Annotated in this window: 19 protein-coding genes; all 19 read left to right on the top strand. The window is 44.2% G+C overall.

Annotation, left to right across the window (positions count from 1 at the left end; all coding sequences use genetic code 11):
- Positions 1 to 431 precede the first annotated feature (431 nt).
- The 19 genes from BBA02S_RS05235 to fliI all read left to right on the top strand — a co-directional run bounded on the left by BBA02S_RS05235 (position 432) and on the right by fliI (position 20,720).
- Positions 432 to 1,205 carry a ribonuclease HII gene (locus BBA02S_RS05235; protein ID WP_041099948.1) on the top strand — a complete coding sequence of 258 codons (774 nt, stop codon included), beginning with the start codon at positions 432 to 434 and terminating at the stop codon, positions 1,203 to 1,205.
- 13 nt (positions 1,206 to 1,218) lie between these two features.
- On the top strand, positions 1,219 to 3,096 hold the full coding sequence (locus BBA02S_RS05230; RefSeq protein ID WP_041113105.1) for a hypothetical protein: 1,878 nt from the start codon (positions 1,219 to 1,221) through the stop codon (positions 3,094 to 3,096).
- On the top strand, positions 3,093 to 3,374 hold the full coding sequence (locus BBA02S_RS05225) for an EscU/YscU/HrcU family type III secretion system export apparatus switch protein (RefSeq protein WP_041099952.1): 282 nt from the start codon (positions 3,093 to 3,095) through the stop codon (positions 3,372 to 3,374). The genes BBA02S_RS05230 and BBA02S_RS05225 overlap by 4 nt, the downstream gene beginning before the upstream one ends.
- Positions 3,375 to 3,589: 215 nt before the next feature.
- The gene (sucC, locus tag BBA02S_RS05220) at positions 3,590 to 4,753 is read left to right on the top strand and encodes an ADP-forming succinate--CoA ligase subunit beta (RefSeq protein WP_041099954.1); all 1,164 of its coding nucleotides are present in this window, start codon (positions 3,590 to 3,592) and stop codon (positions 4,751 to 4,753) included.
- Between the two features lie 34 nt (positions 4,754 to 4,787).
- The gene (gene sucD, locus BBA02S_RS05215) at positions 4,788 to 5,690 is read left to right on the top strand and encodes a succinate--CoA ligase subunit alpha (RefSeq protein ID WP_041099956.1); all 903 of its coding nucleotides are present in this window, start codon (positions 4,788 to 4,790) and stop codon (positions 5,688 to 5,690) included.
- Between the two features lie 136 nt (positions 5,691 to 5,826).
- Positions 5,827 to 6,741 carry a DNA-processing protein DprA gene (dprA, locus tag BBA02S_RS05210; protein ID WP_052477224.1) on the top strand — a complete coding sequence of 305 codons (915 nt, stop codon included), beginning with the start codon at positions 5,827 to 5,829 and terminating at the stop codon, positions 6,739 to 6,741.
- Positions 6,742 to 6,990: 249 nt separating this feature from the next.
- On the top strand, positions 6,991 to 9,069 hold the full coding sequence (gene topA / locus BBA02S_RS05205) for a type I DNA topoisomerase (RefSeq protein ID WP_041099958.1): 2,079 nt from the start codon (positions 6,991 to 6,993) through the stop codon (positions 9,067 to 9,069).
- A 126-nt stretch (positions 9,070 to 9,195) separates the two neighbouring features.
- Positions 9,196 to 10,500 carry an FADH(2)-oxidizing methylenetetrahydrofolate--tRNA-(uracil(54)-C(5))-methyltransferase TrmFO gene (gene trmFO / locus BBA02S_RS05200; protein WP_041099960.1) on the top strand — a complete coding sequence of 435 codons (1,305 nt, stop codon included), beginning with the start codon at positions 9,196 to 9,198 and terminating at the stop codon, positions 10,498 to 10,500.
- A gap of 60 nt (positions 10,501 to 10,560) precedes the next feature.
- Entirely contained in the window at positions 10,561 to 11,463 is a 903-nt protein-coding gene (xerC, locus tag BBA02S_RS05195; protein WP_041099962.1) for a tyrosine recombinase XerC, read from the top strand.
- Between the two features lie 22 nt (positions 11,464 to 11,485).
- Positions 11,486 to 12,031 (top strand): ATP-dependent protease subunit HslV, encoded by a 546-nt coding sequence (hslV, locus tag BBA02S_RS05190; protein ID WP_041099964.1) that lies wholly within the window; start codon positions 11,486 to 11,488, stop codon positions 12,029 to 12,031.
- A complete protein-coding gene (gene hslU / locus BBA02S_RS05185) occupies positions 12,000 to 13,454 on the top strand; it encodes an HslU--HslV peptidase ATPase subunit (protein WP_052475268.1) in 1,455 nt (484 codons plus the stop codon). The genes hslV and hslU overlap by 32 nt, the downstream gene beginning before the upstream one ends.
- 116 nt (positions 13,455 to 13,570) lie before the next feature.
- A complete protein-coding gene (gene codY, locus BBA02S_RS05180) occupies positions 13,571 to 14,350 on the top strand; it encodes a GTP-sensing pleiotropic transcriptional regulator CodY (protein WP_041099966.1) in 780 nt (259 codons plus the stop codon).
- 390 nt (positions 14,351 to 14,740) lie between these two features.
- Positions 14,741 to 15,133 carry a flagellar basal body rod protein FlgB gene (gene flgB, locus BBA02S_RS05175; protein WP_041099968.1) on the top strand — a complete coding sequence of 131 codons (393 nt, stop codon included), beginning with the start codon at positions 14,741 to 14,743 and terminating at the stop codon, positions 15,131 to 15,133.
- Between the two features lie 2 nt (positions 15,134 to 15,135).
- On the top strand, positions 15,136 to 15,594 hold the full coding sequence (flgC, locus tag BBA02S_RS05170) for a flagellar basal body rod protein FlgC (RefSeq protein ID WP_041099970.1): 459 nt from the start codon (positions 15,136 to 15,138) through the stop codon (positions 15,592 to 15,594).
- A 14-nt stretch (positions 15,595 to 15,608) separates the two neighbouring features.
- Positions 15,609 to 15,917 carry a flagellar hook-basal body complex protein FliE gene (gene fliE / locus BBA02S_RS05165; RefSeq protein ID WP_052475269.1) on the top strand — a complete coding sequence of 103 codons (309 nt, stop codon included), beginning with the start codon at positions 15,609 to 15,611 and terminating at the stop codon, positions 15,915 to 15,917.
- Between the two features lie 63 nt (positions 15,918 to 15,980).
- Complete coding sequence (fliF, locus tag BBA02S_RS05160) at positions 15,981 to 17,567, top strand: flagellar basal-body MS-ring/collar protein FliF (RefSeq protein ID WP_041099972.1); 1,587 nt, start codon at positions 15,981 to 15,983, stop codon at positions 17,565 to 17,567.
- Positions 17,568 to 17,615: 48 nt separating this feature from the next.
- The gene (gene fliG / locus BBA02S_RS05155) at positions 17,616 to 18,629 is read left to right on the top strand and encodes a flagellar motor switch protein FliG (RefSeq protein WP_041099974.1); all 1,014 of its coding nucleotides are present in this window, start codon (positions 17,616 to 17,618) and stop codon (positions 18,627 to 18,629) included.
- A complete protein-coding gene (fliH, locus tag BBA02S_RS05150; protein ID WP_041099976.1) occupies positions 18,622 to 19,401 on the top strand; it encodes a flagellar assembly protein FliH in 780 nt (259 codons plus the stop codon). Before fliG ends, fliH begins: the two co-directional genes overlap by 8 nt.
- On the top strand, positions 19,398 to 20,720 hold the full coding sequence (gene fliI, locus BBA02S_RS05145) for a flagellar protein export ATPase FliI (protein WP_041099978.1): 1,323 nt from the start codon (positions 19,398 to 19,400) through the stop codon (positions 20,718 to 20,720). Before fliH ends, fliI begins: the two co-directional genes overlap by 4 nt.
- The last annotated feature ends 2 nt before the right edge of the window (positions 20,721 to 20,722 follow it).

The following is a 20,722-nucleotide window of genomic DNA, read 5'->3' as shown; positions in this document are numbered from 1 at the left end:
CTATTGCAATCAACAAGGTGTACAACGTTGGGGTAGCCGTATAATGGTTACCTGTTTGAACATAAATCGACCAAATGCTTGAGGGGGAGGAAGAGGCTTTCCAAACACCATCCTATCCAACGGGACCAAATAGATAGGACCGTTTTAGACCAGCTTGTACCAGAGATCATCGATACAGAGAGGCCTATCTTTCTCTCAAATGGCTTGAGTCCCTTTTGGCGACAAACTGAAAGACCTTTTTTAGGGTCTTTATTTTTTCGGAAAAAAGCCGATATAATTGAAAAACAGTGATAAGATGGATCAAGTCAGGGTCAAGCAATTTCGACGGCCTCAAGGGGTACATAATCTAAAAGGTTCATTATATTTTACTAAAAACAAATGGTGCAAAATTCAAAAAAACACCGTTAAGAAATCAATTGAAGGAGCTAGCTATGTCCCAATCCATAAGCGAAATTAAAAGTGAATTAAAAAACATACAAGCAGAAGATGATCCGCAGCTTCAAGAGTGGCTGAAAGACCCGCGCAAAGGAGTTCAGCAGGCGATTGCGCAATGGTATCGCCGGCAGGAAAAGCGGAAACAGGAACAGCTGCATTATGAGCAAATGAGAGTATTTGAACAGCAGCTCATGGAGCAGGGAGTGACCGCTGCAGCCGGGGTTGATGAAGTGGGGAGGGGGCCGCTTGCCGGACCGGTTGTAGCAGCGGCGGTTGTCTTGCCTCCACAGCTTGAATTAATTGGAATCAATGATTCGAAGAAGCTTTCTAAAGAAAAAAGAGAGTTTTTTTATAAAGAAATTATCGAAAAAGCCGATGTTGGCATCGGCGTTGTCTCCGCTTTCGAAATTGATCAAATAAATATATACGAAGCAACAAAAAAAGCGATGAAAGAAGCTGTATCCGCACTTTCGCAGCCGCCGGAGCATTTGCTGATTGATGCGTTGAAGCTAAATCTCCCTATTCCCCAAACCGCTATTATAAAGGGAGATGCAAAGAGCGTTTCGATTGCGGCAGCTTCAGTTGTTGCCAAGGTAACAAGGGACCGTTTGATGTGCGACTACGCCCAGAGTTATCCGCAATATGGTTTTGAAAAAAACATGGGGTACGGTACGGCTGAGCATTTAGCTGGACTGCGCTCAAGCGGTCCATGTGAGATTCATCGAAAAAGTTTTTCTCCAGTAAAAGAGATGGAGCAGCAGAAAAAGTAAAGGGGGAAAAGGAGTGATTATCCAGCAAGCCGCCCTTGCCCAAGGGCTTCTTGGGAAAGAAAAGACAGTCCAACTAAGAGAAGGAGAAATGTTTCCTGCCAAAGTAGTGAAAATGCTGCCTAACGGAATGGCTGAGCTTTCAACTGGAACGACAACGATAGTCGCCAAGCTAGAGGTGCCCCTTCAGTCAGGAGAACGGTACTGGTTTCGGGTGACATCGGCCGATGACGGCATACAGCTGCAGGTTGTTGCCTTGCCTATGGCGGGCAGCGAGAATATCGGGAAGATGGCAAAGGAGCTGTTGCTGCAGCTTTCCTTGCCATTGACCAAAGAGAATAAAGCCTTTGTGGAAATGATGATGAAAGAGAAGCTGCCGTTAACTAAAGAGTTAATTATCAAAGCGGGAGAATGGCTGGCAAAAGGAACATTATCTGAAGGATTGCAAGTGATCAAAACCATGATTGACCATTCTCTCCCCATGAGCAAGGATATCTTTCAGCCGCTCATGACAGCCTATTCTCCAGCTTCGCTCGCTGCATTAACCAAAGAGTTGTCTTCGAGACTTCAGCAGCTGGAACAGCCACCAGCTGCAGCAACGGCGATCATCAAGTTGCTGAAGGAATGGCAGCAGCCCTTAGAAAAGCATCTGGTCCAGAGGGTGGCAGCTGCCGTAATCGAGCAGCTGTTTTCGACAGATAAGCCTTCTGCTGTCCAAACGGCAGCCTTTGATTTAGTGAAATCATGGGGCATTGTTCCCAAAACTGCCGAAAATATAGAGGATGCGCTTATCCAAATCGTTCGCCAATGGAGCAAAGAGCAGAGCCAACCGGGCCAGTTGCCCATTGAAAACCGGTCAACCCCTTTAAAAGAAGCAATTAGCCAATTGGTGCAGCAACCGGCGGACAAAGCGTCTTTGCAACGAGTAGAGCAACTGCTTTCAGCCGCTGCCAGATCAGCTGAAAAGAATGCTGTCGAGCCTTTAATGACTGAAGTAAAGTCAATAATGGAAGGGGTAAAGGGAAAAGCTGTGAGCGATGAACAGCTGGCGGCTCTTTTTAAAACAGCCGCTAAGGTGAGCATTCAGCAAAATCAGCCTCATGAAGCGATTCATCAGCTGGCTTCCCTATTTAATAAAGAAGCGGAGGAAGTCGTTCAGCTGATCAGGAATGAAACAGCAGCTCTTCACTCTTCGTCCTTGTCCGCTCTTTCCAAAAAGGATGTCTTGTTTCAACAAATCATCCTTGCCGCCGAAAATGAAATTCAGCTTCATTTCTCGGCCAAGGAAGCACATTCCCTGATTAAGGATACGTTTCGGTTGTTGGGAGTTGATTTGGAGAGCATGCTGAACGCCGATATCGGCGAAACAGAAGTGGAAAAGATGCTGAAGCCTCAGCTGCTGCGCCTTCTCCATGAAAACATTCCGGTTCACGTCAGAGAATCTGCCGAGCAATTGCTTGGACGAATGACTGCCCAGTCTTTATTATCCGCTGAGAATGGGCCGCTGCAGCAGCTGGTTATGCAGGTTCCGGTTAATCTGTTTGGATTTCATACAGAATTAACTTTACAGTGGTCAGGCAAAAAAACAGAGGACGGCCAGCTGGATGCTGATTATTGCCGGGTGCTTTTTTATTTAAATTTGGAAAATATAAAGGAAACAGTCATCGATATGCAAGTGCAGAACCGGATTATCCAATTGCATATATTTAACGAAACACCTGGCTTAAAAGAGGCGGCTGCCGAGCTGATTCCAGTATTAAAAGCCGGGATTGAGGACAAAGGCTATCAACTGTCCAGCATTCAATTTAAACAGCCGCAAAAAGCCGTCCTGCAAGCCCCGCTTGCACAAGCAATGGAGGCCCAGCCGTATGAGGGAGTGGACATTCGCGTATGAATAAGGAAGCGCAAAGAAAGCAGGCAGCCGCTCTGTCTTACCGGCCTGAAAAAAATCAATCGCCGGTGCTGATTGCTAAAGGGAAAGGGAAAGTGGCAGAAAACATCCTCGAAAAAGCGAAGGAACACAATATTCCTATTCAGGAGGACCCCAGTCTTGTGGAGCTGCTTGGCCAGCTGGAAATCAATGAAGCGATTCCGGAAGAGCTTTATCAAGCGGTAGCGGAAGTGTTCTCCTTTATTTACCGGCTGGATCAACTGAAAAAAATGGGGGAATGAGGTCAGCCGTTTGAGGGAAAGGTAACAGAGAGAAGAGACTGCGCAGGAATATCCATTTTTTCCTATAAAACGGTTTAGGTAAAAGATTGAAATTGCTGAAATATATAAAAAAGCCGAACAATAACAAATTTAAGTACAATATCTAGACAGGAATTACTAGTTTATATACAATGGAAACGCAGTCTACTTTTTTGAGATTGATAGGAGGATGAAGTATGAATATCCATGAGTATCAAAGCAAAGAAATCCTCAGAAATTACGGGGTAGCCGTTCCAAACGGTAAAGTTGCTTTTTCCGTAGAAGAAGCAGTTGAAGCAGCAAAACAACTCGGCACTGACGTTTGTGTAGTAAAAGCACAAATTCATGCAGGCGGCCGCGGAAAAGCGGGCGGAGTAAAAGTTGCAAAAAACATTGATGAAGTGCGTACATATGCTGAAGAAATTTTAGGTAAAACGCTTGTCACTCATCAAACAGGTCCAGAAGGAAAAGAAGTCAAGCGTTTATTGATCGAAGAAGGCTGCAATATTCAAAAAGAATATTACATCGGTCTTGTTCTTGACCGCGCAACTTCTCAAGTCGTATTAATGGCTTCTGAAGAAGGCGGAACAGAAATTGAAGAAGTGGCCGCTGAAACTCCAGAGAAAATTTTCAAGGAGTATATCGATCCGGTAACTGGCTTAATGCCTTATCAAGCACGCCGCATTGCATTTAACATTAACATCCCGGCAGAGCTTGTGAATAAAGCAGTGAAGTTCATGATGGGTCTTTATACAGCGTTTGTTGAGAAAGATGCTTCTATCGCTGAAATTAACCCGCTCGTTGTGACAGGTGAAGGCGATGTTATGGCGCTTGATGCGAAAATCAACTTTGATTCCAACGCATTATACCGTCACAAAGACATTATGGAATACCGTGATCTTGAAGAAGAAGATCCAAAAGAAATCGAAGCTTCAAAATATGACTTAAGCTATATCTCTCTTGACGGCAACATTGGCTGTATGGTTAATGGGGCAGGCCTTGCTATGGCAACAATGGATATCATCAAGCACTATGGCGGCGACCCTGCAAACTTCCTTGATGTTGGGGGCGGCGCAACAGCTGAAAAAGTAACAGAAGCATTTAAAATTATCCTTTCTGATAAAAACGTTAAAGGGATTTTCGTTAACATTTTCGGCGGAATCATGAAATGTGACATTATTGCAACTGGTGTAGTAGAAGCGGCGAAGCAAGTCGGTTTATCTGTACCTCTTGTTGTTCGTTTAGAAGGAACAAACGTTGATTTAGGCAAGAAAATCTTAAGCGAATCTGATATTGACATTGTGGCTGCCGAGTCTATGGCTGATGGCGCGCAAAAAATCGTTGAACTTGTAAGCAAATAATCCCAGAGTTGACCAGAGAAAGGCAGGTATAGGCATGAGTGTATTTGTTAATAAAGACACAAAAGTAATCGTTCAAGGTATCACTGGTAAAACAGCTCTTTTCCATACAAAACAAATGTTGGAATATGGTACAAAAATCGTTGGTGGTACATCCCCTGGTAAAGGCGGAACAGAAGTAGAAGGAGTACCGGTATTTAATACTGTTAGCGATGCAGTGAAAGCAACAGGCGCTAACGCTTCTGTTATCTATGTTCCTGCTCCGTTCGCTGCAGATGCGATCGTAGAAGCAGTGGATGCAGAGCTTGATCTTGTTATTTGTATCACTGAGCATATTCCGGTATTGGATATGGTCAAAGTAAAACGTTACATGCAAGGCAAGAAAACACGTTTAGTCGGTCCAAACTGTCCAGGGGTTATTACACCTGGTGAATGTAAAATCGGCATCATGCCTGGATACATTCATACAAAAGGACATGTTGGCGTTGTTTCCCGCTCTGGTACATTAACTTATGAAGCGGTACATCAATTGTCACAAGCTGGCATTGGACAATCAACAGCTGTCGGCATCGGCGGAGACCCGGTAAACGGCACAGACTTTATTGATGTATTAAAAGCGTTCAATGAAGATCCTGAAACAAAAGCTGTTATCATGATCGGTGAAATTGGCGGAACAGCTGAAGAAGAAGCGGCACAATGGGTGAAGGCAAACATGACAAAACCTGTTGTCGGCTTTATTGGCGGACGCACAGCTCCTCCAGGAAAACGCATGGGCCATGCTGGCGCTATCATTTCCGGCGGAAAAGGAACAGCTGACGAAAAAATCCGCGTAATGAACGAATGCGGCATTAAAGTAGCTGAAACTCCATCTGTTATGGGAGAAACATTGATCGAAGTGATCAAAGAAAAAGGCATCTACGAAGAGTGCAAAACTCACTAATTCTATAAAATCAACAACTAAGAGACTGTCCGGGAAGCCATGAAATGAGCCTTTCGGACAGTCTTTTCTAATCTCTGCGGGCCTAAGGAATCATTGTTTATGGAATCATTTTTCGATGTCCGAAAGCAGGATCAGTATGCTTAAATCGTTTAAAGAAAAGGAGGAAATCAAACTGGATCAATTAACGAGAAAAATTATCCACCTGCAGCATTGCAAAGGAATTGGCTGGAAAGCGATTTACTTGCTATTGAAGCAAGACAGCGATTTAAAAAATTTATATCACTATCCCCCCGAGTATTTTTCCCGCACACTCGCTTTATCCCCTGCTCAATCCATCGCTGTTATTGAACAGCTCAAAGATGCCACTCTTTATTCCCTGCCTGAAACCTATAAAGACTATGGGATTAGCGCCATACCAATTTACAGCTCTTCCTATCCTTCCCTCTTAAAAAATTTGCCGCAGCCTCCATGGGTTCTTTATGCAGCAGGAAACTGCTCCTTGCTTAAACAAGAGCGCAAATTAGCGATCGTGGGAGCGCGAAAAGCGGATGAGTACGGCCGAAAAGCGATACAGCTTTTAATGCCGGAGCTGATTGAAAACAATTATATCATCGTTAGCGGGCTGGCTAAAGGAGCCGATGCTTTTGCTCACGAGGCTGCTCTGGCGGAGGGAGGAGGAACGATTGCGGTGATTGCCGGCGGATTTCATCACTTGTATCCGCGGGAGAATTTGCCTCTCGCTCGAAAGATCGTGCGTTCCGGCCTGATTGTATCGGAATTCCCGCCGAATATACAACCTAAAAAGTGGCACTTTCCAGCTAGAAATCGGATCATTAGCGGGCTGTCGCTCGGGACTGTTGTAGTACAGGCTGGCAAGCAAAGCGGTTCACTTATTACTGCTTATTGTGCCTTGGAACAAGGCAGAGAAGTGTTTTGTGTGCCGGGGCGAATGGATGATCCGCTCTCTGAAGGCACAAATGAACTAATCGGCGAAGGAGCCAAATTGGTACAGAAGGCCGCTGATATTTTATCGGAAATAAAGGGAGAATAAAGGCGGAATTTCAAGAAATAATCATTGTTTTTTCCTTCTTTTATAAAAAAAGGTTGCTTTTATTCGCAAACTGTATTAAATTTTGCAAAAGAATCAATGATTTAAAAGAGGCAAAAAAATATATGAGCGAATAGAGAAAAAACAAATAGAAAAACATAATTAAAAGGCAATTGATTGACAATTATCATCAATACGGCTAATAATGTGTGTTACATCTATTTATTTTCACCTCTAGGGGGAGGTTTATGAATGTCAGAGTACTTAGTAATAGTCGAGTCCCCTGCAAAAGCGAAAACTATTGAACGTTATTTGGGGAAAAAATATAAAGTGAAAGCATCCATGGGCCATGTGCGCGATCTGCCTAAAAGTCAGATGGGTGTGGATATAGAAAATAGCTATGAGCCGAAATACATTACGATCCGCGGAAAAGGGCCGGTGCTGAAAGAGTTGAAAACGGCTGCTAAAAAGGCGAAAAAAATTTACTTGGCAGCTGACCCCGACAGAGAAGGGGAAGCCATTGCCTGGCATTTGGCCCACAGTCTGGACTTAGATACCTCATCAGACTGCCGTGTAGTGTTTAATGAAATTACAAAAGATGCGATTAAAGAATCGTTTAAACATCCGCGGCCCATTAATATGAACCTTGTGGATGCCCAACAGGCGCGCCGCATTCTTGACAGACTAGTCGGTTATAACATTAGTCCGCTTCTTTGGAAGAAAGTGAAAAAAGGATTGAGTGCAGGACGGGTTCAATCGGTTGCCCTGCGGCTGATTATTGACCGCGAGAAAGAAATCAGCCTCTTCAAGCCAGAAGAATACTGGACGATTGAAGCCCAGTTTTCAAAAGGAGCTACTTCATTTTCTGCTTCTTTCTATGGAAAAAATGGAAAGAAAACGGCACTGAAGTCAGAAGAAGAAGTAAAAGCAACGCTTGCCGCTATCAAAGGCAACAGCTTTGAGATTGCAAGTGTGACTAAAAAAGAACGCAAAAGAAACCCTGCGCCTCCGTTTACAACCTCTTCCTTGCAGCAGGAAGCGGCCCGCAAACTGAACTTCCGGGCAAAGAAAACGATGATGCTGGCTCAGCAATTATACGAGGGAATCGACTTAGGCAAAGAAGGAACAGTCGGTCTCATTACTTACATGAGAACGGATTCTACAAGAATATCCGAAATTGCCCAAAAAGAAGCCCGTGAGTTTATTGAATCAACACATGGCAAAGAATATACAAAAGCAACAGAAGCAAAAAAAGAAAAAAAATCATCCAAGGCACAAGATGCGCATGAAGCCATTCGGCCGACGAGTGTGCTGAAAGAGCCAGGCATGCTGAAGGAGTTTCTGTCCCGCGACCAGCTGCGGCTATACAAATTAATATGGGAACGCTTCCTTGCCAGCCAAATGTCATCAGCTGTCATTGATACAGTCAGCGCTGACCTTGTAAACGGTGACATTACCTTCCGGGCCACTGGTTCAAAGGTAAAATTCCAGGGATTTATGAAAGTATATATAGAAGGATCTGATGACGGCCAAGAGGAAAAAGAGAAGCAGCTGCCTAACCTCGAAAAAGGCGATACGGCTATTTCTGAAAATATAGAGCCGAAACAGCATTTTACACAGCCGCCGCCCCGCTATACGGAAGCCCGGTTGGTGAAAACTTTAGAAGAACTTGGAATTGGCAGGCCATCTACCTTCGCTCCTACGCTTGATACGATTCAAAAGCGCGGCTATGTGTCTCTTGACAATAAAAGATTTGTGCCGACCGAATTAGGCGAGATTGTCCATGAACTGATGAAGGAATTTTTCTCGGATATTATCGACGTGGAATTCACGGCAAAAATGGAAAAGGATTTGGACCATGTTGAGGATGGACAAGTAGAATGGGCAGAAGTCATCGACGAATTTTATCGCGGTTTTGAGCAGCATTTAGTCAAGGCAGAAGAAGAAATGGAGAAAGTGGAGATTAAAGATGAGCCGGCCGGGGAAGATTGCGAAAACTGCGGCAGCCCAATGGTCTTTAAAATGGGTCGCTACGGAAAATTTATGGCTTGCAGCAATTTCCCTGATTGCCGCAATACAAAAGCGATTGTAAAAGAAATCGGCGTGAAATGCCCAAGATGCAACGAAGGAAATATAATAGAAAGAAAAAGTAAGAAACGGCGGATTTTTTATGGATGTGACCGCTTTCCGGAATGTGACTTTTTATCTTGGGATAAACCAATTGAACGAAAGTGTCCAAAATGTGAACAGATGCTCGTTGAAAAGAAATTGAAAAAAGGCGTGCAAATTCAATGTACAGGATGCGATTACAAAGAAGAGACACAAGTATAAAAGCGGGAGATTCCCGCTTTTTTACTTGTTTTCATACATAATACTTTTTTTATGGGAACGTCTGTTGTACAATGCTGTAGGGACATAGATGTACGTACCATTATTTATTCAGGAGGCTAGAAAACAATGGAACCAGTTGTTAATGTGATCGGAGCAGGATTAGCTGGAAGCGAAGCCGCTTTTCAAATCGCTGAACAAGGCGTAAAGGTACATCTATTTGAGATGCGGCCGGTCAAGCAAACACCGGCTCACCATACAGACAAATTTGCTGAACTTGTCTGCAGCAATTCATTGCGGGCCAACGGGCTTACGAATGCAGTCGGTGTGCTGAAAGAAGAAATGAGAGCCTTAAACTCTGTTATTATTTCTGCCGCTGATCATTGTTCTGTTCCGGCAGGAGGCGCCCTGGCAGTTGACCGTCATGAATTTGCCGGCCAGGTAACTGAGCGGGTGAAAAATCATCCAAATATCACCGTATTCAATGAAGAGGTAACGGACATTCCAGAAGGGATTACCGTCATTGCTACCGGTCCGCTGACAAGCGAATCGTTATCCCAGCAGCTAAAAGAGTTAACGGGCGAGGACTATTTATACTTTTATGATGCTGCTGCTCCTATTATTGAAAAAGACAGCATAGATATGAATAAGGCGTATTTAAAATCCCGTTATGATAAAGGCGAAGCCGCGTATTTAAATTGTCCAATGACCGAGGAAGAATTTGACAAATTTTATGAAGCGCTGATTTCAGCTGAAACAGTTCCTTTGAAAGAGTTTGAAAAGGAAATTTTCTTTGAGGGCTGTATGCCGGTTGAAGTGCTGGCGAAGCGCGGAAAGAAAACCTTGTTGTTTGGCCCGATGAAGCCGGTTGGGTTGGAAGATCCCAAAACAGGAAAGAGACCCTATGCGGTCGTGCAGCTGCGGCAGGATGATGCTGCTGGGACGCTTTACAACCTTGTCGGTTTTCAGACTCACTTAAAATGGGGACCGCAAAAGGAAGTGCTCCAGCTGATCCCGGGTCTTGAACAGGCAGAGATTGTCCGGTATGGTGTCATGCATCGCAACACATTTATTAATTCTCCAAAGGTGTTAAAGCCGACTTACCAGTTCAAGGAACGCAGCAATGTATTCTTTGCCGGCCAGATGACAGGGGTAGAAGGCTATGTCGAGTCTGCAGCGAGCGGTTTAATTGCCGGCTTAAATGCGGCGCGCCTGGCTTTAGGAAAAGAGCCGGTTCAGGTACCGGCAGAGACAGCGATCGGCAGCATGGCTCATTATATTACTTCCGCCAGTGAAAAGAATTTTCAGCCAATGAATGCGAATTTTGGTTTGTTTCCAGATCTCCCGGTTAAGATAAGGAATAAAAAAGAAAGATACGAGGCCCATGCACAACGGGCATTGGAAACAATTCGGACTTTTGTGAAAAATTTGTAAACTTTCTTGCAAGGGCTGCGTGAGTGTGATACTATTTAGTAGCCCTAGGGGGGTGCGTAAATGTCTGAACCTTTTAATAAGTATTTACAATCTTTCATTGAATTCCTGCGGGTGGAAAAGCATTATTCAGATTATACGATACAATTTTATCGCTACGATATTGAAGAATTCTTTAAGTTCACTAATGAGCAAAGCATTGAGGACTTGAAGGACGTAGAATACTTAGATGCACGGCTGTATTTAACAACGCTGCACGAAAAACAACTGTCCCGTTCAACGATCGCTAGAAGAATCTCTAGCTTGCGCAGTTTTTTTCGTTTTTTATCCAGAGAAAAAGTTATAACGGAAAATCCTTTTGCGCTCGTTCAGCAGTCAAAAGGGGCAAATAAGCTCCCCTCCTTTTTTTACGAAGAAGAGATGGAAGAGCTTTTTGCTGTGTGTGCAGGAGAGGGGCCCCTGGAAATCCGCAACCGGGCGATTCTGGAATTGCTGTATGCAACAGGCATCCGCGTGAGTGAATGTACAGGAATTGAAATGAAGCATATTGATTTTGATTTTTCCGTGTTACTTGTTAAAGGGAAAGGGAATAAAGAGAGGTATGTGCCGTTTGGCAGCTTTGCTCATGAAGCCATAGAGAGATACATAGCAACCGCGAGAAAGCACTTGATGAAGTCTGGAGATGACCACTCTTTTTTGTTTGTAAACCATCATGGCAAACCGCTGACCGCAAGAGGCATCCGTCATATCCTGGGTGGGCTGATAAAGAAAGCTTCCTTAACGAGAAAAATTCACCCGCATATGCTGAGGCACACATTTGCCACTCACTTGCTAAATCATGGAGCTGATTTGCGGACGGTTCAGGAGCTGCTGGGTCATGAGCATCTTTCTTCTACGCAAGTGTATACTCATGTGACGAAAGAGCATTTAAGAAAAACATATTTAACTCATCATCCCCGTGCGTAAGTAAAAGGAGGAATCAGAATTTATGGATCAGTTTCATGCTACTACCATCTTTGCTGTCCAGCACAAAGGCAAATGTGCCATGTCTGGAGACGGACAGGTGACCTTTGGCAATGCTGTCGTCATGAAACATACAGCGAGAAAAGTCCGAAAGTTATTTAACGGAAAGGTACTGGCCGGCTTTGCCGGATCTGTAGCCGATGCGTTCACGTTGTTTGAACTGTTTGAGCATAGGCTGGAAGAGTATAATGGCAATCTGCAGCGGGCAGCAGTGGAGCTGGCTAAAGAGTGGCGTTCCGATAAAGTCCTGCGCCGTTTGGAAGCAATGCTGATTGTCATGGATCATTCGAACATTTTGTTGATCTCCGGAACAGGAGAGGTGATTGAACCGGATGATGGGCTTTTGGCTATCGGCTCTGGCGGCAATTTTGCTTTGGCTGCCGGGCGCGCATTGAAAATCTATTCCGGTGACCATTTAACCGCCAAAGAGATCGCGAAAGCGGCCTTGGAAATTGCCGGAGATATTTGTGTTTATACGAATGATCAGATTATCGTGGAAGAACTCGAATAAAGGAGTGAAGAGTTTGGATAGAAAATCATTGCAACTGACGCCTAGACAAATTGTGGAGCGGCTCGATCAGTACATTGTTGGCCAGAAAGAGGCTAAGAAAGCCGTAGCGGTAGCTTTGCGCAATCGTTACCGCCGCAGTTTGCTGAGTGAACAAATTCGAGACGAAGTCATTCCTAAAAATATATTGATGATCGGACCGACAGGGGTAGGGAAAACAGAAATTGCCCGCCGTGTCGCAAAGCTTTCGGGTGCTCCTTTTATAAAAGTGGAGGCGACGAAATTCACGGAAGTCGGTTACGTGGGCCGTGATGTAGAATCCATGGTACGCGACCTTGCAGAAACTTCAGTAAGAATTGTCAAAGAAGAAAGAATTCAATCGGTACAGGAGCCGGCCAGAGAAGCGGCGAACCGCCGGCTTGTTGAACTGCTTGTTCCGTCCAAGAAAAAAGCAAACAACATGAAAAACCCATTTGAGATGTTATTTGGCGGCAACGGACAAGAGCAAGGCAGTTCAGAAGAAGCCCATGAAGAGGCGTCGATCCGTGAGCAGCGGAAGCTCGTTGCAGATCGGCTGGCTCGAGGCGATATGGAAGAGGAAATTGTAACTATCGAAGTCGAGGAACAGCCGCCTTCCATGTTTGATATGTTCCAAGGCTCCGGCATGGAACAAATGGGCATGAACATGCAGGATGCCTTGGGCGGACTGCTGCCAAAGAAAAAGAAAAAGAGAAAGCTGTCTGTCCGGGAAGCGCGCGAAGTGTTGACCAATGAGGAAGCACAAAAGCTGATCGATATGGACGACGTCACACAAGAAGCAGTCAGACGGGCTGAGCAAACCGGCATTATTTTTATTGATGAAATTGATAAGATCGCAGCTAAAGGCGCGGCTTCTTCGTCTGCCAGTGTATCGAGAGAAGGTGTTCAGCGTGATATTTTGCCGATTGTGGAAGGCTCCACGGTCGTTACAAAATACGGCTCAATAAAGACAGATCATGTTCTATTTATTGCTGCCGGTGCTTTTCACATGTCTAAGCCGTCTGATCTTATTCCAGAACTGCAGGGACGTTTTCCGATTCGCGTAGAGCTTGGAAAGCTTTCAGTCGAAGACTTTGTCCGCATTTTGGTCGAGCCGGATAACGCTTTAATTAAACAATACGTAGCTTTATTAGAAACAGAAGGTATAGAAATTGAATTTTCTGACGATGCTATTAAAAGAATAGCAGAAATTGCCTTTGAGGTGAACCAGAGCACGGATAATATCGGTGCACGCCGTCTTCATACCATCATGGAAAAATTACTTGAAGACTTGTCATTTGAGGCTCCTGATATTACCATGGAGAAAATCATGATTACTCCGCAATATGTCAATGAAAAGTTAGAAGCTATTTCTCGTGACAAAGATGTGAGCCAGTTTATCCTATAGAGTTTGGGTCAAACAGGCAACAGGGTACAAAGGAAAGTAAACAAACAATTATAAATTATAAAAAATATTGCATTGATCGGTAATAGACAGACCAGTCATTGTAGGAGGATTTAATTATGAATTTGCTAGAAAAAACAAGAAAAATTAACAAGTTGCTGCAGGATGCAGCAGGCAAGCATGTCAACTTCAAAGAAATGGCAGAATCTCTGTCAGACTTAATTGAGGCAAATGTATATGTTGTCAGCCGCCGCGGAAAATTGCTCGGCTTCGGTGTTAATCAGCAAATTGAAAACGAGCGGATGAAAAAAATGCTCGCAGAACGCCAGTTTCCTGAGGAGTATACAAAAAACCTATTTAATTTAGAAGAGACATCTTCCAATCTCGGTGTTGACAGTGAGTACACAGCTTTTCCTGTGGAAAATAAAGAGCTATTTAAAAACGGCCATACAACGATTGTGCCGATTAAAGGAGCGGGAGAGCGCCTTGGTACGCTTGTTCTGGCCCGTTTAGAAGAAAAGTTCCATGATGAAGATCTCATTCTTGCTGAATACGGCGCTACTGTTGTTGGGATGGAAATCCTTCGCGAAAAAGCAGAGGAGATTGAAGAAGAGGCAAGAAGCAAAGCGGTCGTGCAAATGGCGATCAGCTCTCTTTCTTACAGTGAATTAGAAGCCATTGAACACATTTTTGAAGAGCTGGATGGCAAAGAAGGATTGCTAGTTGCTTCAAAAATTGCTGACCGTGTAGGCATTACTCGTTCTGTTATTGTTAATGCCCTGCGCAAGCTTGAAAGTGCTGGTGTCATTGAATCCCGTTCATTAGGGATGAAGGGTACGTATATAAAAGTATTAAACGATAAATTCTTGATGGAATTGGAAAAATTAAAATCAAACTAATTTAATAATTAATAAAAAATCGCCTGTTTTCGACAGGCGATTTTTTATGTTATTTTTTCATGAACATCAGGAAAATGGGAATTTTGTCATTTGTTCCTTTTGGGAATTTGTGATTAAATGTGTGTTAGTGATTGCTAATTATCGCAATATATGAGTAAATAAGACTATATTTGTCATCTTTGTTAATCTTTTATTGTATTTTTATTGAATTTGTAAAGATGCGTCAAAATTAAACAAGATTTGTGTTATAGTTTCAAGCGTAAGATTGAAAATAAACATAAATAGTAAAAAAACCTTTGTTTTTAAATTGAAGGAAAAAAAGGGAAAAAATGTTTGGCTCGATGCTTGTTCGAGCAACTATTATTAACACGTTAGACGGAGTGGTGATTCATGAAGCTTTTTTCAGGTTCATTTAGTGCGATTGAAAAAGGGTTAGATTACTCTGCACTAAAGCAAAAAGTAGTAGCTAACAATATCGCGAATGCCGATACGCCCAACTATAAGTCCAAAGAGGTCAGTTTTAAAAAAATGTTCGACGAAACATTGGCTGATCAATTGGCTGCTTACCGCACAGACTCCCGTCACTTTTCTTTTCAATCCAGCCGAAATCATCCTGCTGTTGTGACGAATCGAAACCTCTCCTTTAATCAAAACGGTAACAGTGTGGACGTGGACAAAGAAATGTCGGACTTGGCAACAAATCAAATTTATTACAATGCGCTTGTTGATAGGATGGGCAGCAAGTTTAATTCTCTAACAAATGTCATCAAAGGGGGAAGATAACATTGACTATATTTCATAGCATGAATACAACTTCATCCGCCTTAACGGCGCAGCGTTTGCGCATGGATGTCGTCTCCTCCAATATGGCCAATATGGATTCCACCCGCGCACGCCAAGTGAATGGAGAGTGGCAGCCATATCGAAGGAAAGCTGTCGTTCTTCAGCCTAAGCAAGGCGGTTTCGCCTCTTATTTAAACAAGGCAATGGGCCAGCAGAGCGGCGGGACAGGGAATGGGGTCAAAGTGACAAAAATCGCAGAAGATGATTTGACCCCTTTTAAAATGATGTATGATCCGACCCATCCCGATGCCAATGGAGAAGGATACGTGCAAATGCCAAATGTTGATCCGCTGCGGGAAATGGTTGATTTAATGTCCGCTACCCGCTCATATGAAGCAAATGTCACCGTATTTAACGCGTCTAAATCCATGATGATGAAAGCATTAGAGATCGGTAAGTAAAGGAGAATGAACAAATGGCGATTCAACCTGTACAAGGGGTGACACCGTTTTTAAAAGCAGAAAGAGCAGAAGTGACACCTGATGTCACGCCTTATAAGGCTCAGCAAAATTTTGCCCACTTTTTAAAAAATGCAATCAATCAAGTGAGCCAGGCAGAAGCACAGTCCAACACTTTGACAAGCAAGCTGGTCAAAGGAGAAGATGTCGACCTTCATCAAGTGTTAATTGCCGGCCAAAAAGCAAGTGTAGCCATGCAATTGACGATGGAGGTACGCAATAAGGCTGTGGAAGCTTATCAGGAAATTATGAGAATGCAAATGTAAAGGTAATAAAGACCGAAAAGGAAACACCCTATGAATTAGAAGCGACGTAACCGGGGGATTGTAATGAATGACACGATACGCCAACAATTAACAAGAATAAGAGAATACTGGAACAGCCGCACAAAAAAGCAAAAGTGGATCGGAATCGGTGCCTTTTTGCTGTTTGTCATAGCGATTAGCACGATTGTTCTTTTGATGACAAGAGAAAAGATGGTGCCGCTGTACAGTGAGCTTGCTCCGACAGAAATAGGGGCTATCAAAGAAAATTTGGACGGCCGGGGCATCAAGTATGAAATTACCGAGGGAGGGACCGGAATATTAGTCCCAGAGGAAACCGTCGATTCACTGAAAGTGGATTTAGCGGCAGAAGGGCTGCCGAAGTCCGGCAGCATTGATTACGGATTTTTTAGTGAAAATGCCGGGTTTGGCATGACCGACAATGAATTTAACATTCTAAAGCTGGATGCTATGCAAACCGAGCTTGCCCATTTAATTACAGGCATCGAGGGAGTAAAAGATGCGAAAGTGATGGTCAATCTTCCGGAAAAGGATGTATTTGTAAGAGAAGATGGAGAGAAAGCATCTGCATCGGTCGTGCTGAAAACCGAACCGGGATATCAGTTTGATCAAAAGCAAATCAAGGCGCTTTATCATCTTGTTTCAAAAAGCGTACCGAATCTGCCGGCTGAGAATATTGTCATTATGAATCAAAATTTTGAGTACTATGACCAGCAGGACAGCGGAGACTCTGTATTTGGCAATGAGATGGTTCAGCAAATGGAAGTTAAAAAGAAGATCGAACGGGATATCCAGCGTCAAGTGCAAAGTATGCTCGGTACACTGATGGGACAAGACAAGGTTGTCGCATCGGTTACAGCTGATATTGACTTTACCCAAGAAAATAGGGAAGAAAACTTAGTTACACCTGTAGATGAAGAAAAAATGGCTGGTATCCAAATCAGCGCTCAGAGAATTACTGAAACTTTTACAGGGGACGGAGCACCGGCGGGAGGCATTCCTCAAGGGGAAGATCCAGCTGATGCACAAGGCTCCACTTATATGGAAGGAGCAGGCGGTTCGGGTGACTATGAACGCTCCGAAGAAACAATCAATAACGAAGTGAACCGCATACGCAAAAAAATTACAGAAAGTCCTTATAAAATCCGAGACTTAGGCATTCAGGTAATGGTGGAGCCTCCGAAAGCAAACAATGCCGATTCTCTGCCTCAAGAGCGTGTAGATGATATCCAGCAAATGCTTGGCACAATCGTCCGTACGTCCATCGATAAAGGCTATAATCAGGAATTGACTGATCAAGATCTCGAAGAAAAAATTTCTGTTTCTGTCCAGCCATTTAAAGGAAAAGCGACATTTGCTGAAGAAAAACAGCCGTTTGTGCCTTGGTGGGTATATGTGATCGGTGCTGTGATGCTTGTCATTATTGGAGTATTAGTCTTCCTTATTTTACGTGCGAAACGCCAAGAGGAAGAAGAGGAATTCGAAGAGGATATCGAGCCGGCTGAGCCGCTTGCTGATATTAATGAAATAGAGACGGAAGGTTCGGCCCGCAGAAAGCAGCTGGAGAAAATGGCGAAAGAAAAGCCTGAAGAGTTTGCTAAACTTCTCCGATCCTGGCTGTCTGAGGATTAAGAGCAAGCTGTGTGCGAATGATAATGTGTTGAATAGGAGGAATGCAGTATGGCTGTGAGAGAAAAAAAGCTAACAGGAAAACAAAAAGCGGCCGTTCTTCTTATTTCTCTCGGTCCGGATGTTTCGGCTTCTGTATACAAGCACTTGTCAGAAGAAGAGATTGAACGTCTGACGTTAGAAATATCAGGAGTGAAGAAAGTTGATGCAGAGGCAAAAGAGGAAGTGTTTGAGGAATTTCACAATATTGCTCTTGCCCAAGATTACATCACCCAGGGTGGAATTGGCTACGCCAAGACAGTACTCGAAAAGGCGCTTGGCAAGGACCAGGCGCAAAACATCATCAATCGGCTTACTTCTTCCTTGCAGGTCAGACCTTTTGATTTTGCACGCAGAGCGGAAGCAAGCCAGATTTTAAACTTTATTCAAAATGAACATCCGCAAACGATTGCTCTCATTCTTTCTTATCTTGATCCGCAGCAGGCTGGTCAAATTCTTTCAGAGTTGCCTCAGGATGTACAGGCAGATATTGCAAGAAGAATTGCTATTATGGACAGTACCTCTCCGGAAATTATTAACGAAGTCGAGGCGATTCTAGAGCGCAAGCTAAGCGCTACAGTAACTCAGGACTATACACAAACAGGCGGAGTCGAGGCGGTTGTAGAAGTGCTGAACGGAGTGGACCGTGCAACTGAAAAGACAATTCTTGATTCTCTCGAAATTCAAGACCCTGAACTTGCTGAAGAAATTAAAAAGCGGATGTTTGTCTTTGAAGATATCGTGACCTTGGATAACCGCTCCATTCAGCGTGTCATTCGTGACTGTGAAAATGAAGATTTGCTGTTATCGCTAAAGGTTTCCAGCGAGGAAGTCAAAGAAGTTGTTTTCCGCAATATGTCCAGTCGAATGGTCGAAACCTTCAAGGAAGAAATGGAGTTCATGGGACCTGTGCGTCTGCGTGATGTAGAAGAGGCGCAGTCGCGCATCGTAAGCACTATCCGCAGACTCGAAGAAGCCGGTGAAATCATTATCGCCCGCGGCGGGGGAGATGACATTATTGTCTAGAATTATTAAATCCTACCGCACGGAATGTATCGGTGCAGCCGATAAAGAAATAAAAGTGAAAATATTTCATACGCCGCTCCAAGATTTGGGCGAAGAAGCCGCCCCTGCCCAAGCTCTTTACTTTGAGGAAGAGAGAGAAAGGGTGTTGCGGGAAGCAAAAGAGGCAGCTCGCACAATCATTGAGCAGGCGGAACAGCGACGCCGGGAAGTAGAGGAACAAATAGTCAGCGATCAGCAATTCTGGGAGACAGAAAAGCAAGAGCTAACTGAACGGGCTTATGCAGAAGGTTTTCAAGCGGGGCAGGAACAAGGCCACAAAGCAGGCTATGACGACTATAAATCATTGATTGAAACGGCCAAAGAAACGGTTGAATGCTCAAAACAAGAATATGCACTCAACGTTCAACGCTCTGAAAAACTGATTCTAGATATTGCGGTTAAGTCGGCCGAAAAAATTATTGGCCAGAAGCTGAAAGAGGACGAGGAAGCTTTTTTGCCGATCGTTAAGCAGGCTTTAAAGGACATGCCCGACCAGAAAGAATTACAAATACATGTTCATCCGTCTCATTATTCGTTAGTTGTGAGCCAAAAAGAAGAAATTGACGCCATGTTTCCGGTTGATACACTTTGCTATATTTACCCGAATGAAAAGCTGGAGGAGGGCGGCTGCTACATTGAGACAAGCCATGGGCGAATCGAAATCGGCCTGGACAGTCAGCTGCAGCAGCTGAGAAAACAGCTATTTGAACTTCTTGAAGGTGAAGAAAATTGAAGTTATCCAAGCTTGTCCAAAAAATTAGCAGTCTTGATACGTATAAACGTTACGGCCGCATCAAGCGGGTTGTCGGTTTAATGATTGAGTCCCAAGGACCAGAATCTTCAATCGGCGATGTGTGTGTGATTTACCCGAACGGCTCGGCTAACGGCCAAGTCATCCATGCGGAAGTGATTGGCTTTAAGGATGAGATGGTTGTCCTCATGCCTTACAGTGACATCAGTGACATCTCTCCCGGCAGCCTGGTGGAATCTTTAGGACATCCGCTGGCTGTGAAAGTCGGTCCTTCCCTTATTGGAAAAGTGGTCGATTCAATGGGCGAGCCGATGGATGGAAGCTCTCTTCCAAAAACACTGCCTTCTGTCGGCACCGAGCAAAGCCCGCCTAATCCGCTCAATCGGCCGCCGATCAATGACCGGCTTGAAGTAGGCGTGCGTGCAATTGATAGTATGCTGACGGTAGGAAAGGGCCAGCGAATTGGGATTTTTGCCGGAAGCGGTGTCGGAAAAAGCACGCTGCTTGGCATGATTGCCCGCAACACAGAAGCCGATTTGAATGTTATTGCCTTAATTGGAGAGCGCGGGAGAGAAGTAAGAGAGTTTATTGAACGTGACCTTGGCCCGGAAGGTCGCTCCAAGTCAATCGTTGTGGCGGCCACATCGGACCAGCCCGCTTTAATGAGAATTAAAGGAGCGTTTACCGCAACGGCTATTGCTGAGTATTTTCGGGATAAGGGTTTAAATGTCATGCTAATGATGGATTCTGTCACGCGAGTAGCTATGGCTCAGCGCGAGGTTGGCCTTGCTGTTGGTGAACCGCCGGCAACGAAAGGATACACACCTTCTGTATTTGCAATTTTACCGAAGCTGCTAGAGCGAACAGGAACAAATGAACACGGCACCATTACCGCGTTTTACACTGTGCTCGTCGATGGCGACGATATGAATGAACCGATTGCTGATGCAGTCCGGGGGATTCTTGACGGCCATATTGTTCTGGATCGCGCTTTAGCTAATAAAGGACAGTATCCGGCTATCAATGTATTAAAAAGCGTCAGCCGTTTAATGAGTCATTTGGCATCTGAAGAACATAAGCAGGCGGCGATTCATGTAAGAGAGATGATGAGCACCTACTTGAATTCAGAGGATCTTATCAATATTGGCGCCTACAAAAAAGGATCGTCTGCTGACATTGACCGTGCCATGGAATATTATCCTAAAATCATTTCTTATTTAAAGCAGCGAACGGATGAAAAAGTTTCCTTGGAAGAAAGTGTAGCGGCTCTTATTCAATTAGCTCAAGGGAGAGAAGGCTGAAG

This window comes from Bacillus badius NBRC 15713 (assembly GCF_001591605.1).
Lineage (GTDB): Bacteria > Bacillota > Bacilli > Bacillales > Domibacillaceae > Pseudobacillus > Pseudobacillus badius.
This window is presented reverse-complemented; position numbering and strand designations above follow the sequence as displayed.